Origin of the sequence: Microvirga massiliensis, assembly GCF_001006805.1 — a bacterium.
Classification (GTDB): Bacteria; Pseudomonadota; Alphaproteobacteria; order Rhizobiales; family Beijerinckiaceae; genus Microvirga; species Microvirga massiliensis.
In genome coordinates this window covers 406390-421780 of record NZ_LN811357.1, presented here as the reverse complement: position 1 = coordinate 421780, position 15391 = coordinate 406390, and the positions used below count along the sequence as shown (strand labels likewise).

At 60.7% G+C, this 15391-nt stretch carries 10 protein-coding genes and 1 pseudogene; 8 read left to right on the top strand and 3 right to left on the bottom strand.

What is annotated here, in order from left to right:
• Window positions 1-201: 201 nt before the first annotated feature.
• The 4 genes from BN1233_RS24230 to BN1233_RS24215 all read left to right on the top strand — a co-directional run bounded on the left by BN1233_RS24230 (window position 202) and on the right by BN1233_RS24215 (window position 7182).
• Window positions 202-1365, top strand: a complete 1164-nt coding sequence (locus BN1233_RS24230; protein WP_052763906.1) for an ABC transporter substrate-binding protein — start codon at window positions 202-204, stop codon at window positions 1363-1365.
• Window positions 1366-1410: 45 nt separating this feature from the next.
• Window positions 1411-5565 carry a response regulator gene (locus BN1233_RS24225; protein WP_187144359.1) on the top strand — a complete coding sequence of 1385 codons (4155 nt, stop codon included), beginning with the start codon at window positions 1411-1413 and terminating at the stop codon, window positions 5563-5565.
• Window positions 5566-5730: 165 nt separating this feature from the next.
• A complete protein-coding gene (locus tag BN1233_RS24220) occupies window positions 5731-6090 on the top strand; it encodes a response regulator (protein WP_046866133.1) in 360 nt (119 codons plus the stop codon).
• A 48-nt stretch (window positions 6091-6138) separates the two neighbouring features.
• Complete coding sequence (locus tag BN1233_RS24215; RefSeq protein ID WP_046866132.1) at window positions 6139-7182, top strand: adenylate/guanylate cyclase domain-containing protein; 1044 nt, start codon at window positions 6139-6141, stop codon at window positions 7180-7182.
• A 36-nt stretch (window positions 7183-7218) separates the two neighbouring features.
• On the opposite strand, the pseudogene BN1233_RS24210 reads toward BN1233_RS24215, so the two are convergent.
• A pseudogene (locus tag BN1233_RS24210) lies at window positions 7219-7638 on the bottom strand (IS481 family transposase); the annotation flags it as partial.
• Window positions 7639-8489: 851 nt separating this feature from the next.
• Window positions 8490-8675 (bottom strand): hypothetical protein, encoded by a 186-nt coding sequence (locus tag BN1233_RS24200; protein ID WP_046866130.1) that lies wholly within the window; start codon window positions 8673-8675, stop codon window positions 8490-8492.
• 562 nt (window positions 8676-9237) lie between these two features.
• Between BN1233_RS24200 and BN1233_RS24195 the strand changes: the two genes are divergently transcribed.
• The 4 genes from BN1233_RS24195 (at window position 9238) to BN1233_RS24180 (ending at window position 14245) form a co-directional block, all read left to right on the top strand.
• Window positions 9238-10422 (top strand): glycosyltransferase family 4 protein, encoded by a 1185-nt coding sequence (locus tag BN1233_RS24195; protein WP_046866129.1) that lies wholly within the window; start codon window positions 9238-9240, stop codon window positions 10420-10422.
• 46 nt (window positions 10423-10468) lie between these two features.
• A complete protein-coding gene (gmd, locus tag BN1233_RS24190; protein WP_082145628.1) occupies window positions 10469-11590 on the top strand; it encodes a GDP-mannose 4,6-dehydratase in 1122 nt (373 codons plus the stop codon).
• A 240-nt stretch (window positions 11591-11830) separates the two neighbouring features.
• On the top strand, window positions 11831-12901 hold the full coding sequence (locus BN1233_RS24185; RefSeq protein ID WP_046866128.1) for an NAD-dependent epimerase/dehydratase family protein: 1071 nt from the start codon (window positions 11831-11833) through the stop codon (window positions 12899-12901).
• A 30-nt stretch (window positions 12902-12931) separates the two neighbouring features.
• On the top strand, window positions 12932-14245 hold the full coding sequence (locus BN1233_RS24180; protein ID WP_244470774.1) for a DUF4910 domain-containing protein: 1314 nt from the start codon (window positions 12932-12934) through the stop codon (window positions 14243-14245).
• 104 nt (window positions 14246-14349) lie between these two features.
• Here BN1233_RS24180 and rfbC read toward each other — a convergent pair whose 3' ends face one another.
• Window positions 14350-14901, bottom strand: coding sequence for a dTDP-4-dehydrorhamnose 3,5-epimerase (gene rfbC, locus BN1233_RS24175; protein ID WP_046866126.1), 552 nt, complete (start codon window positions 14899-14901; stop codon window positions 14350-14352).
• Window positions 14902-15391 lie beyond the last annotated feature (490 nt).

Below are 15391 nucleotides of genomic sequence, written 5' to 3'. Positions count from 1 at the left end.
CCCATAGCGGTCATTGGGTCTGGCATCGATAGCGATTCCGAAAATTGTAGCCGGGTGAGGAGGTCGACAGTCGGCTCCTGCAGGCCTAATCTACACTGTCGCGTAGATCGGCAAGTCGGAAAAGACCTTTGATGGCAATCCTGCGAAGCAGGAGACCGAACCTGCCATTAGGACTTCTGCGCGTCTGCACAGGAGAGCGCAGTGAGTGCTCGGCTGATTAGCAGAATCTTAGCGGTAATTTGTGGCATCACTGCGTCCCCCGCGCTTCGCGCCGAGCCGGGTGTCTTCCATGACAGGATCGTCTTTGGTGAGTCGGCAGCCCTCGAAGGGCCCGCCGCTGCCCTAGGCCTCGGCATGCGCGAAGGCATTCTGGCCGCGTTTCTCGAGGCCAATGCAGCCGGCGGGGTGAGTGGGCGCAGGCTCGAACTCGTGTCCCGAGATGACGGCTACGAACCGCAACGGGCCATCGAAAACACGAACCGCCTGATCAACGAGGATCAGGTCTTCGCTCTGGTGGGTGAGGTCGGCACTCCCACGTCGAGAGCGGCTCAGCCGATCGCCAAGGAAGCGCGGGTGCCGTTCATCGGACCCTTCACCGGGGCCGGGTTCTTGCGTGATCCAGCTCTGGCCAATGTCGTAAATGTCCGGGCTTCGTACGATCAGGAGACAGAGGCATGGATTGAGCACCTCACCACCGATCTCGGGATCACGCGCATAGCGCTGTTCTACCAAGACGATTCATTTGGCCTCGCCGGTCGAGCCGGGGTCCTGGCCGCTTTGCAAAAGCGCTCCATGAACCTGGTCGCCGAGGGCACCTACATGCGCAACACCACTGCGGTAAAGACTGCCCTCCTGGCAATTCGTAAGGCCAGGCCACAGGCGGTGGGCATGGTCGGCACCTACACGGCATGCGCTGAGTTCATCAAACTGGCACGTCGGATCGGGCTCGATGCCGTTTTCGTGAACATTTCCTTCGTCGGCAGCAATGCTCTCGCAAAGGAACTCGGGACGGAGGGGCACGGGGTCGTGGTTTCGCAGGTCGTCCCATTCCCGGAGGATACCAGCATCCCTCTCGTGGCCCGTTATCAAAAGGCGCTGAAGGCGGCCGATCAAGAAGCGGAGTTCGGCTTCGTTTCGCTCGAAGGGTATATCGTCGGCCGACTCGTCGTCGAGGCCCTTGGCAGGCTGGACCAGAACGCGACGCGCAGCGGCCTGCTCGCTGCCATCAAGCAAGGTGGCCCGTTCGAGCTTGGTGGCATCACACTTTCCTATAGCCCGACGAAAAACCAGGGCATGGACCAGATCTTTCTGACCAGGATTGAAGGGGACGGCAGCATCAAACCGGTCGTCCGGCTCGGAGACTAATGGGCACCAGGCAGCACTCTCAGTGATAGAAAGATTGGCTGAAGCATGTCCCAGGGCCGCATTAGCATCGTCGGACCGCTGAGTCTGACCGCAGAGCACTCCCCAATCAGCGTGGCGGTACCCGCCCTCAGCATGAAGGCCAAGCTGTTCCTTGCGTTCTGCGCCCTGGCGGCGCTCACGCTCGTGGCGAGCCTGGTGGCCTGGTACGCCTTCTCCGCCATCGACCGGTCGGTCACGCGGATCACCGTAGACAGCATGCCGGGAATGGCGGCCTCACTCCGTCTGGCCGAGAAAGGTGCCGAGATCGCTGCGACCGCACCTTCGCTCATGGCGAGCGCGGGGCAGGAGGACCGACTGCGGGAGCAGGCGAGGCTCGAGCAGAAGGCCAAGGAGCTGGTCACGCTCACGGAAGCCCTCAAGACCGCCGACATTGCCAAGCAGAGGGTTGCCGACCTATCCACCATCGAAGGGCAGATCACGGCGAAGCTCAGACAGCTTGATGCCGCGGTCGAACAACGGCTCGCGGCGAAGTCACGTAAGGACCGAGCGGTCGCGGACCTAGCGACTGCGCATGCGAGCTTCCTGGAGAAGCTGGAACCTCTGATAGACGACGCCAACTTCGACCTGGTCCTCGCTGGCGAGGAGATGTCGGCGCGAAATCAACGGACAGTCGCTAAGCCGATCGAATCTGACGTCGATGCGCTCCACGTCCTTCTCGCGTTGCGGGCGGAAGGGAACCTCGCGGTGAGCGTGCTCAACGAGGCGGCGGGCGTGCTGGACGCGAGCTCGCTGGAGCCATTGCGCGAGCGGTTCGACGCCGCTCGTGGCCATATCGACGGAATGCTTGCTCGACTGCCCGAAGCGGCCCAGGCCGCCGGGATGAGAGAGGTCACGGAAGCCCTCATGGGCTTTGGGCGCGGCGACCGCAGCATCTTTAATGCGCGCCGGGACGAATTAGGGCAAGCTGCGGCTGCTCAGGAGGCACTCGAGGCCAGCGGGATGCTCGCGGTGCGTCTCGGTGACGAGGTCGCCACGCTGGTTGCGGCCGCACAGAGCGCGTCCGAAGCCGCCGCGCTCCGCTCTGCGGAGGCCATCGCGGCCGGCAAGCTGCTGCTGCTGATCATCACGGCGGTCAGCATCACTGGCGCTGCTGTGATTCTTTTGCAGTACGTCGTGCCTCGTGTAGTGCGCCCCCTCGAGAGCATCACCGAAGCGATGACCGCGCTCGCAGCCGGCGACACCTCGGTCGCCATTCCCGGGCGCGATCGTCGCGACGAGATTGGTCGGATGGCCAACGCCCTTTCTGTGTTCCGCGATACAGCCGTCGAAATCGAGGAGAAGAACCTCCGCGATGTCGCGGCTGCCCAGCAACGGTTGATCGATGCCATCGAGAGCAGCTCAGAGGGATTTGCGCTGTTCGATGCGGAGGACAAACTGGTCCTCTGCAATAGCCACTTCCGGGACTTCTATCCTGGGCTTGCCGAAGTGATTGTGCCGGGAGCTCCATTCGCGGCGATCGCTCGAGTGGCCGCGGAACGCTGTGTCATTCGAAACGGCGGGACATCGGTGGACGAATGGCTCGAACGGCGAATCTCGCTGCACCAATCACCTCCCGGCCCAAGTCTGCAGCCGCAAAGCGACGGGCGTTGGATTCAGATCAACGAGCGCAAGACCCGGGACGGCGGGACCGTCGCGGTCTACACGGACGTGACCGAGATGAAACGCACCGAGCAGGCGCTTCTCTCAGCGCAGGCGAGGCTGACCTACCTGCTGACCTCGTCGCCATCCATGATCTGCAGCTTCGAGGCAGGAGGTCAGAATGCACCGACCTTTATCAGCGAGAACGTGCGCGACCTGCTGGGATATGAGCCGCGCGAATATCTGGCTGGGCCGGAGTTCTGGCGGGAGCGGATCCACCCCGAGGACCGGGAGTGGGTTCTGTCCGAATTCCCGCGGCTCCTCGCGGCGGGTCACAACGTCGTCGAGTACCGGTTCAAAAAGAAGGACGGTTCCTATCGATGGGTCCGGGATGAACAGCGTCTCATCCGCGGCCAAACGGGCGAACCCGTCGAGGTTGTCGAGTCGTGGAGCGATATCACCGAACGGAAGGAGGCCGAGTTTGCCCTCCGTGACCAGACGGCTTTTGTCGAGCTGCTGCAGGCGGTGGCGGCGGCGGCTAATGAGGCGCCTACCGCTGAGGACGCAATGCGGTTCTGCCTCGAACGGGTATGCGCCCATACCGGCTGGCCCGTCGGCCATGTCTACGCTCTCGCCGAGGACGGATCCGGCGAGCTCGTTTCGACGGGGATCTGGCATCTCGACGAGCCGGAGCGCTTGGAGGCGTTCCGGGCGGTGACGGACGGAACCCGATTTGCGTCGGGCACCGGCTTGGGCGGGAGGGTGCTCGCCTCCGGTGAGCCGGTCTGGGTCATGGATGCCCAAGAAGAGCTCAATTTCCCGCGCGCCGGGGCTGCAGCGGCCGCCGGGATCAGAGCGGGCTTTGGCTTCCCCGTCATGGTGGGGCGCGAGGTGGTCGCCGTCCTTGAGTTTTTCGCCCGCGAAGCGCTCAAGCCGGACGAGCCGCTCCTCAAGGTCATGGCAAATATCGGGGCTCAACTCGGGCGGGTGGTCGAGCGCAAACGCGCCGAGGATGCGTTGCGCCAGGCCAAGGATGGGGCGGAAGAAGCGAGCCGGGCCAAGAGCCGCTTCCTTGCCAATATGAGTCACGAATTGCGGACGCCGTTGAACGCCATCATCGGCTTTACCCGGCTCGTCATGCGTCGCGCAAAGGAGGTCTTGCCAGCCAAGCAGTACGAGAACCTGGAAAAGATCCTGTCGAGCTCGGAGCACCTGCTGTCGCTCATCAACACCGTCCTTGACCTGGCAAAGGTGGAGGCCGGTCGAATGGAGGTGAAGACATCGGAGTTTCCACTCGAGCCGCTTCTGGATCTTTGCCTCAAGACCGTTGAGCCCCTCATCAAGAACGACCGGGTGCAGCTGATCAAGGATGTTCAAGGTCTTCCATCGGCGCTGCGCACTGATCAGGAGAAGCTCAAGCAGATCCTCATCAACCTCCTGAGCAATGCGGCCAAGTTCACCGAAGCGGGCTCGATCACGCTGCGCGGGCGCGCCAGCGGGGAGCGGGTCGAGCTCGCAGTGGCGGATACCGGGATTGGCATCCCCAATGACGCAGTCGGGCTGATTTTCGAGGAGTTCCGCCAAGTCGATACGGGTGCCACTCGTGCGCACGGCGGAACGGGCCTCGGGCTTGCGATCAGCCATCGGCTCGCTCGCATGCTGGGCGGCGGGATCGCCGTCGAGAGCCAGGAGGGCGTGGGCTCGACTTTCACCCTCGACATCCCGCAGCGACTCTCGGGCACGTCACAACCCGATCCACTACCAAACGTGGCGGCGCAGCCCACCGGGTCTCCCCCCCGGCGCGGAGGAAAGCTCGTGCTAGCGATCGACGATGATCCCAACGTTGTCTACCTGCTGAAGGAGAATCTTGCCGATGCGGGGTACAGTGTTGTCGGCGCTGCGAGCGGCGAGGAAGGTCTTCGAAAGGCGCGTGAGCTCCGGCCACGTGCAATCACACTGGACATCATCATGCCAGGCACGGACGGCTGGCAGGTGCTGCACGCGCTAAAGACGGACCCGCTGACGCGTGACATCCCAGTCATCTTGATTTCGGTTGTTGACCAGAAAGAACTCGGGTTCCGGCTCGGCGCGACCGATTATGTCGTAAAGCCATTTGAGCGTGAGGGTCTGATTTGCGCCTTGAGGCGGGTGGCTCCGGACCGAAGCCGGATCCTCGTGGTCGATGACGACCCGAACGTGCCGGATCTGATTCGCCAGTTGCTTGAAGGAGAGCGCTGCACTGTCGATTGGGCTCCGGACGGAGCAGCCGGACTTGAGCGGATCGTACAGGCGCGTCCGGATGTGATCCTCCTCGACCTCCTCATGCCCCGTATGGACGGGCTTGCCTTTCTGGATGCGATCCAGGCCGATCCTGCTTCCAAAAATATTCCGGTTGTCGTGCTCACCGCGGCATCATTGAGTTCCGTTGACCGCGGAACACTGAGGGAGCGCGTGCTGGGTCTCATCGAGAAGCACGGGCTTGACCGTCAGGCGCTGGTCCGAGAGATCCGGCGTGTCGTACTGCTCGATGAGGCACCCCACGCAACTGAGGGCGCTCGATGAGTACTGGTCATCAATCCGGTGGCACCACGTTATCGGGAATGTCTGTCCCGCGGGCGTCCAGCCTCCCAGCCCGTTCAGACCGGCAGACCCCAGTCCTACAGGTTCGCGGTCCACCCGGACTGCAGCGTTCTCGCCGAACTCTGCCCTTTTGCCCGGGAGTGCGCGATGAAACGAATCCTCATCGTCGAAGATGGCGAGCTCAACCGCGATCTGCTGATCCAGCTCCTCGAGGAGGAGTACGCTTTATCGATTGCCACCGATGGCGCTGCCGGCGTGGAGCAGGCGGCGGCTCAGCGGCCGGACCTCATTCTCATGGATCTCTCCCTTCCAGTCGTTGACGGCTGGGAGGCTACCCGGCGCATCAAGGCTGACAAGACAACTGCAGGCATCCCGGTTGTCGCCCTGACGGCGAATGCCATGAGCGGGGACGAGGAGAAAGCGAGGGCGGCAGGATGCGACGACTTCATGACGAAGCCGATCGATGAGGACTTGCTGTTCGCGAAGCTGCGTGGGTGGCTCGGGTGAGTTAGCATCCATTAGCAGTCCGCGGCCGCAGCGCATACGGAGAGACCGATGCAGCCGGCACGCATCCTCATCGTGGACGACGAGCCGTTTAATCTCGACGTGCTCGAGCAGGAGCTCGAGCTACTTGGTCATACCAGTGTGCGGGCCGAGAACGGCCGCGAGGCGCTCGACAGGCTTGATGATCAGCCATTCGACCTCGTCCTGCTCGATGTCATGATGCCTCAGCTGGACGGCTTTGCGGTACTCGGGCGGATCAAGTCGCACGACGCGTGGCGGCATATTCCAGTGGTCATGATCTCGGCGCTCACTGATATCAGCAGTGTCGTGCGCTGTATCGAGATGGGCGCGGAAGACTATCTGCCGAAGCCCTTCGAGCCGGTCCTCCTCGAGGCCAGGATCGGTGCCTGCCTCCAGCGGAAGTGGCTACACGACCGGGAGCAAGCGCATCTGGAAGCAATCGATCGAGAGCGAAAGCGAGCCGACGAACTGCTCCACGCGATCTTGCCTGGGCTGGCGGTGGCCGAGCTCAAGTCGACCGGCTGCGTCAAGCCCCGCCTCTTCGCCGACGTTGCGGTCGTCTTCGTTGATCTTGTGGGCTTCACGGCTTGGTGCCACGCACATCCGCCCGAGGAGGTCGTTGCGGAAGTGCAGCGCTTGGCCGAGGCGTTCGAGGACATCAGTCATCAACACTGCATGGAGAAGATCAAGACCATCGGCGATGCGTTCATGGCGACCGCCAATTTGCTGCGGCCTCATGGCGATCCTGTCATGGCCGCAGTCCACTGCGCCCGTGACATGGCAACTATAGCGCGATGCGACGGGGGCGTCTGGCAAGTCCGGGCTGGGATCCACATCGGTTCTGTGGTCGGCGGTGTTGTTGGGAGAACGAAGTTCACCTTCGACCTGTGGGGAGACACCGTGAACGTTGCCGCACGCCTTTCTTCACTCGGCAGCGAGGGTGCCATCCTTCTGTCCCCGGACGCCTTCGAGCGCGTGCATGATCGTTGCGCAGTTGTGGCGGTGGGACGAGTTGCGCTCAAGGGGAAGGGCGAGCTTGAGGTTTATCAGTGCGCCCCCCAATCGCCTACGTAAGTGCGGATTCTTCGATTGAGCCATGCTCGCGGCTCTCTAGGTGTTTAGTCCCGGCATTTGATGGATCGGGTCTAGCCTGAAGCGTTGAGGCTCGGATGTCCAGATCTTGCAGATGTATTCGTAGGGGGTGAGGCCCTTCAGGGTCTTGAGCCGACGGGCGAAGTTATAGGCACTCAGAAAGTCACCGAGGTGGCCGCGCAGGTGGTCGTGGGTGTCGTAGTAATAGCGCCGGACGGTGGCGTCCTTGAGCGTGGGGTTCATTCTCTCGACTTGCCCGCGCGGCTTCGTCAGGCGGTGATCAATGTCATTCTGGGCGCAAGCGAGCTCGAATGAGTGGGCCCGGAAGATCTCACCGCGGGCCATCGCCTCTTTGATCAGAGGGGCTGCCGAACTGGTGTTGCCGTGTGTGGTGAAGTGGGTGCCGTTGTCGGTGAGCCCCGTGCTGATTGGGTTGGGATATGTTCCTCACATAATGCATAGGAGCGAGTGATCGAGGCTCGCATGCCCTTACGCGCCAACCACCGATACTTGCCGACCTCTGATTAGCGTCGGAAGGATCATCAGGATCGCCTCGAATTGGATCGGTTTCTCAACGAAGGCTGCGTCCCTGAACTGGGGCGGAAGCTGATCGACCTGTGCTCGAGACGCGCACAAGAGAATGGGAACCTGCCTCACTCTGCACTGGTGCGCGATGGGGAGCACGCTGCCGTCACGAAGTTCGATGTCCAGGACGGCAGCATCCGGACTATCCTCGTTCAACCAATTCGAGGCTTCAGCGACAGTGTAGAATAGGCCCGCAGGACGGCCACCGCTGCGAGCGATTGATACAGCCAGCAGAAGACTCGTCGCTGGATCATTCTGAACGATTAGTACGCAGGGCTGAGACATGGATGGTCTTCTTCGGAAACTCGGGCCGACAGGAACAACTCCTGATCCGTCCATAGGGAGAAGCACTGACCACCTGTGTGAAGCTCCTAACAGACCGTTCGGGTTTCAGTCGGTTAAGATCGCTTTGCGGGAGTGTCGAACCCGAACCGGGCAGTGAGGAGGTATGACAGGATGGCAGGGTGTGGGAATGCCTATCAAGGACTCTCACTTAACGGCAGGCTTATGAAGGCGGATCGAGAAGGCGACAGTCCCGGAAGCATCGGCAATGTCCAACCGCCAGCCTTCCGTTGCCGTGATGTGGGTCCGGCTCCGGAGTTGCTCGATAGCGTTGCACACACCGAGGCAAGCTTTGGTCAGTCTAGAAGACAGGAGCAGGCGCTGCGGCGCGTAGTGGAGACTCAATACATCTGCTGTCGGAGTTACGCGGCCATCGCCTGAATGCGGTGTTGCAGGGCCGTGATTTGCCGGACGTAAGGTTCGCGCCGTCCACGGTTCTGCCGCTTGAGGTTCTCGATGACCTTCTGCTTCAGGATTTCATCGGTCGTACTGTTGCGCACGACCTCCAGATCACTCTCGTAGGCAAAGTCGGTATCGGCCAAAGTCATTAGCGGTGCCTGCAACAACGGCGTGATCTCGGGTGCATACACGCGTGAGTCAGCCTCACGGGGCCAGCGTTCACTCTTGGCGTACGTACGGGCAGATGCTGTGGAATGTCAACAAATTACTATGTCCAGATGTATTTTGCCTATGGAGAGCAACGCGATCAACTGCCTCACCTCTGCCCGAGCGCGTGCCGCCAGAGTTCAGGTCCGTGCCCTGGCTGTCCATGCTTGTTCCTGGGAGGCTTATATCGATTAGCGAGTTCAATCTCGGGCGTACTCTCGGTGTTACAGCCCGTCCCGACGACCGATCCGATAGGGCGGAGCTCCTGGCTGCACAGGACCCAGCCGGCTCGAATCCAATCCGGAACTGTCAGCCAACTTCAACGAACGCGCCGAAGCTGCTCCCGACAGACGGTAATTCGATACCGAATTGTCGTATCTGCGCTCTTGAGCATGAGCCTTCTACCCCGATTGCACGAGTTGCCCCTGAATCGAGGACCAGAGGATAAAGACTGAGCTGAACAGTTTTGCGTCGGGCCAGCCACTCGTTCCTGGGGAGCCAATAGTGAAAGTTGCGATCGTCCATGAATGGCTCACGACCTATGCAGGGTCCGAAAAGGTCATGGAGGCCATGCTTCAGGAATATCCTGATGCAGACATTTTTTGCCTGATCGACGATCTCCCCAAGGAACACAGGGCCTGGCTGGCCGACAGGCACGTCAGAACCAGTTTTCTGCAAAGAGTGCCCAGAGTAAAGGCGATATACCGCTATCTTCTGCCGCTGATGCCGATTGCGATCGAGCAGCACGACCTTTCCAAATATGACGTCATCATCTCGAACAGCCATGCCGTCGCGAAGGGCGTCATCACCGGCCCCGATCAACTCCATATCTGTTACTGCTACACGCCCATGCGATATGCGTGGGACCTTCAGAACCAGTATCTTACGGAGGCCAAATTCGATCGCGGGTTGCGGGGCGGGATCGCGCGTTTCGTGCTTCATCAGATGAGAATGTGGGACGTTCGTACTGCGTCGAATGTCGATCACTTCATTGCATGTTCTCACTATATCGCCAGGAGAATTCAGAAGGCCTACCGAAGAGCCTCTACCGTCATCTACCCGAACGTCGCGGTCGACGACTTCGTGCCTGGCCAGGCCCCACGCGAGGATTTCTACTTCACCTCATCGCGCATGGTGCCCTACAAGAAGATTCAGCTCATCGTCGAGGCATTCTCGAAAATGCCGGATCGCCGACTGATCGTGATCGGCGCCGGGCCACAGTTCGCGCAGATCAAGGCCCTCGCCGGCAGCAATGTGACCCTGCTTGGATATCAGCCCAATTCCGTCCTCCTCGATCACCTCCAGAGAGCGAAAGCGTTCATCTTCGCGGCCGAAGAGGACTTTGGGATCGCTCCGCTGGAAGCGCAGGCGTGCGGCACCCCGGTTCTCGCCTTCGGCAAGGGCGGGGCGAGCGAGACCGTCATCGACGGCATCACCGGGTTGCACTTCTGGGAGCAGTCCGTTCCCGCAATCTGCGACGTCGTCCGGCGGTTCGAGATCGAGGGGATCCAATTCGACCCGGTCCGCATGAGGGCCCATGTCGAGCGATTCTCGACACAACGCTTCCGGAGTGAGTTCCGCGAGTTCGTCGAGGCGCGCTGGGCCGAACACCAGAGCAAGATCCGTTCGTCTGCAAACCGAACACCGGATGGCTCCCAATGCCATCTGGCCCGGGTCGTATCTGCCTAGGGCTGAGGCAACCGCACCCGAACGATAAATCCAGAGAGGATGCACGATGAAGACGGCTTTGATCACCGGTATTACCGGCCAGGACGGATCGTACCTCGCCGATCTCCTTCTTGGAAAAGGCTACCGGGTCTTTGCTACAACCCGGCGCTCGAGTTCGCCCCATTTCTGGCGCATCGAGTATCTTGGAATCCATGAACACCCCAATCTCGAGATACTCGAATACGATCTGAACGATCTGGGCTCCTGTATCCGGATTCTGGAGCATACGCAGCCTGACGAAGTCTACAATCTCGCCGCCCATACCTTCGTCACTGCGTCGTTCGAGCAGCCGATCTCGACCGCCATGGCAACGGGATTGGGCCCTTTGAGCCTCCTCGAGGCGATCCGGATCGTCGATCGCCGAATCCGCTTCTATCAGGCGTCATCGGCTGAAATGTTCGGCAAGGTTCAGGCCGTGCCTCAAGTCGAGACTACGCCATTCTATCCGCGCAGTCCTTACGGGATTTCGAAAGTCTTCGCTCATTGGATGACGATCAACTATCGGGAATCATATGATATTTTCGGATGCAGCGGTATTCTCTTCAACCACGAGTCTCCGTTGCGCGGACACGAGTTCATCACGCGCAAAATCTCGCAGGCGGTTGCGAGGATCAAGCTGGGCCAGCAGGATGTCCTCGAGGTCGGTAATCTCGATGCCAAGCGGGACTGGGGTTACGCAAAGGAGTACGTCGAAGGAATGTGGCTCATGCTTCAGGCTAGTTCGCCTGATACCTATGTTCTCGCAACGAATCGGACTGAGACGGTCCGTCAATTTGCGACCATGGCTTTTGCGGCCGCAGAAATCGAGATCGCCTGGACGGGAGAGGGGGAAAACGAGCGTGGAATCGCGGTCGAGGACGGCCGGGAACTGGTGCGCGTCGACAAGCGCTATTATCGGCCCGCCGAAGTCGATCTGCTGATCGGCAACCCTGCGAAGGCGGAGGAAAAGCTCGGATGGCGGCCGAGAACGTCCCTTGAGGAACTCTGCGCCATGATGGTCAATGCGGACACCCGCCGCCTGCAAGGCCCTGTTTCGACCCGGAGGCATGTGGAGCATGTGAAGCCAGTGCTCAAGAATGGCGGCGCTCAGAGGCCCGTGAACGGCTTTCCACTCCATGTCGGCGCCTGAGGGAGCGCGCAGGCAGCTCGACGCAAACCATGATCGTGCGAACTTGGTATGCCGGGGCGATTTGCCTGGCCGTAGCATATCGTTGCTGCACCCACTTCCATCAGAGCTGGATTGAGCCTTCGGGCCGCTCAGACCGGCCCGCGCCATGGTCGGCGCGGCTACCATTTCAGACCTGACAACAATCGGAATGTCGTCAGATCCGGAAGCACACCGAAACCTAGGGAGCAGAGAGGGAGCTTCATGAAAGTATTGGTCACGGGCCATCTTGGCTATATCGGCAGCGTCATGGTGCCGATGCTCCTCGAGGCCGGCCATCAGGTCACGGGTTGCGATAGCGATCTGTATCGTCGCTGCACCTTTGCATGCGGCGGTGAGATCGTGCCGATTCCCATGATCGAGCGGGATATCCGCGATCTCGTTGCCGACGACCTGAAGGGGTTCGATGCGATCATTCACCTGGCGGCCCTCTCGAATGATCCGCTCGGCGATCTGAATGTCGAAGTCACCTACGATATCAACCATCGTGCGAGCGTTCATCTCGCCACTCTGGCCAAGGCGGCTGGCGTGAGGCGATTCCTGCTTGCTTCATCCTGCAGCAATTACGGCCTATCGGAGGAGATCGTCGACGAAACCAGTGCTCTCAATCCGGTAACGGCTTACGGGCAGTCGAAGGTCTGGTCGGAGCGCGACATCTCTCATCTGGCGGGTGACGGCTTCTGCCCGACTTATTTCCGACCGGCCACCGCCTATGGGCTCTCACCGCGGCTGCGCTTCGACATCGTCCTCAACAATCTCGTTGCCTGGGCAGTGACGACCGGACGGATTTTCCTAAAGTCGGATGGCAGTCCGTGGCGCCCGATCGTCCATATTGAGGATATCTCGCGGGCATTCCTTACTGGCCTACAGGCTCCGGAGCACAAGGTCTTCAATCAAGCCTTCAATGTTGGCCAGACTGCCCACAACTACAGAATCCGCGAGATCGCTGCCGTGGTCGCCGAGGTCGTGCCGGGCTGCAGGCTGGATGTCGCCTCCGGTGCCGGGCCGGACAAGCGGTCCTATCGGGTGAGCTTCGAGAAGATCGCTCACGTCCTCCCGGAATTCAAACCGCAATGGGACGTCCGCAAGGGAGCGGAGCAGCTCTATCAGGCTTATCGGTCATCGGGCCTGACGCTCGAGGAGTTCGAGGGACCTCGCTTCCAACGAATTAGTCATATCAAGAAGCTGATGGCTGAGGGTATACTCAGCGCCGACCTCCGCCATACGGGCGTCGCCGACCCGCACGGTATCGTGCCGGCCGTCGCGGCGGAGTAGCATCGGTTCTGCTCCGGCGGGAGGGTGATAGTGGGAGTGACCTCTCCATGGAACGAACTATGCCGTGACGGAATTGGCGAGGACATCTATTCCCTTGCTGCTGAGATTTACCCAATCTGCCGGAGCATAACGGGCGAGGGGGTTCGGAGGACCCTCGACCACCTCGCCCGACACATCGATCTGTGCGTCCGCGAGATACCGACCGGCACGCAGGTTTTCGACTGGACGGTCCCGCGCGAATGGAACATTCGTGATGCATACATCAAGAACTCCGCGGGGGAACGGATCGTCGATGTCCAGGCATGCAACCTGCATGTGCTGGGCTACAGCACTCCGGTTCACGCAAAATTGCATCTGGATGAACTCAGGAAACACGTTTTCACGCTTCCCGATCAGCCCGACCTGATTCCCTACCGGACATCCTATTACGCCGAGCGCTGGGGATTCTGCATGACGCACAACCAGCTCATGTCCCTCCCCGACGATCTCTACGAAGTGATGATCGACTCGAGCCTCGAGGAGGGATCTCTCACGTTCGGCGAGTATTTCCACAAAGGTGACTCGGACGAAGAGTTCCTTCTATCGGCCCATATATGCCATCCCTCGCTGGCGAACGACAACTGCTCAGGACTAGCGCTGCTGACACATCTCGCCAAGCGTCTTGCGGGGCTGAAGACACGCTACAGCTATCGGTTCCTCTTCGCCCCGGGCACGATCGGCGCGATCACTTGGCTGGCCTACAACGAGCCGATCGTCCATCGCATCAGGCACGGTCTCGTCCTCTCCTGCGTGGGAGATGGGGGAGGGCCGACTTACAAGAAGAGCCGCCGGAGCAATGCCGATATCGATCGCGCCATGATGCATGTCATGCGCCATGCCGCTCCGTCTCCGACCGTGCTGGAGTTTAGCCCTTACGGCTATGACGAGCGCCAGTATTGCTCTCCGGGATTCAATCTCCCGGTCGGCCTCTTTCAGCGGAGCCAGTTCGGGCGGTTCCCAGAATATCACACCTCGGCCGACAATCTCGACTTCATCGCCCCGGAGCACCTCGCGTCGTCGTACCGGATGATCTGTGCGGCGATCGAGATTGTGGAGAGGAATTGTAACCCCATCAACCTGCTGCCGAAATGCGAGCCCCAGCTTGGTCGGCGTGGGCTGTACTCCGCCGTCGGCGGTGACAAGGATGGGCCGGCCAGGAGCATGGCGCTCCTGTGGGTCCTGAATCTGGCCGATGGAGAGCATTCTCTACTCGATATTGCCGAGCGTGCAGATCTTCCCTTCCGGACGATCTCCGAAGCGGCAGACATTCTCTCCGAAAGCGGTCTCCTCACGCGGGCCTGCTGATACCCGGTCCGCGGGTCGGCACGGACGGAGTCAGGCCGGATCGGGCATGCTGCAACGGTCTGTATGGGCCTTGGCCACGGACGCGAGCCGCCCGGAGGTGCTGTTCAGCAACTCATCGGGAGCAGCGCCTTCTCGAAGTCAGGCCAAGTCCTGTCGTTCTCCGAGATCGCGGTGACCGGCAAAGGCCAGTCGATTCCGAAGGCGGGATCGTCGTAGCGCAGCCCCGCCGCAGACGCCGGCGCATAGAACGTGGAGATCAGGTAGCCCAACTCGGTGTCGTCGCTCAGCGTCTGGAACCCGTGTGCAAACCCTTCCGGGATGTAAAGTTGCCGACGGTTTCCCGACGACAGCTCGAAGCCTTGCCATTGTCTGAAGGTCGTCGAGTCGGGTCGGAGATCGATGATCACATCCCAGATCGCACCTTTCCGACAGCTGACAACCTTGACCTCGTTGTGGGGCGCTCGCTGAAAATGCATGCCGCGCAGGGTGCCCTTGAGGTGGGAATGCGATGTGCTGTGCTGCACGAAGTTGGAGCACAGCCCGTGATCCGCAAATTCCCGCGCGCAGAACGTCCGCGCGAAGAATCCCCGATGGTCATGCCGCGGGTCGAGATCGATCAGGAAGGCTCCAGCGAGCCGCGTTTTATGAAATTTCATCGGCGAACTCTCCGGTGGCCATAGGCTCGGATACAACCTCCAAGCCCATCTCCCTGCTGGGCCGACAATAGGGCTCGAAGCCTGATGCTGGAAGCGCATTTCCTGCGCTCGCCTCAGGGTGTAGAATTGGCGTGCTCATGGCTGACGGGCAGGATCCGGCATTACGATCGAAAGGATCATCGTGATGGAATCGGAATTCGAACCGGCGCGATCCATTCGACTGTATTGTCCAGGTTGGAAGCGGGCAGCAGCAAGGATCGCAAACGAGGTATGGGCATCAGCCGAACAGGTCAGATCCTTCTGCGCTCCGGCTCGAACACCCTCCTTCGGTCTCGGATCATTCGTTCGAAGTAGCTTCGCGAACCGGTAAGGTGCGTGTCATCAACCCATTCGGGAAAGTCGCATGCACCGCAAGGTGCTCTCCCTCGGCGGGCAGGCGTCGCTAGTCTTGTACGCAGTGCCGTGCCGATGATCCTGGGGGGTCTCGCAA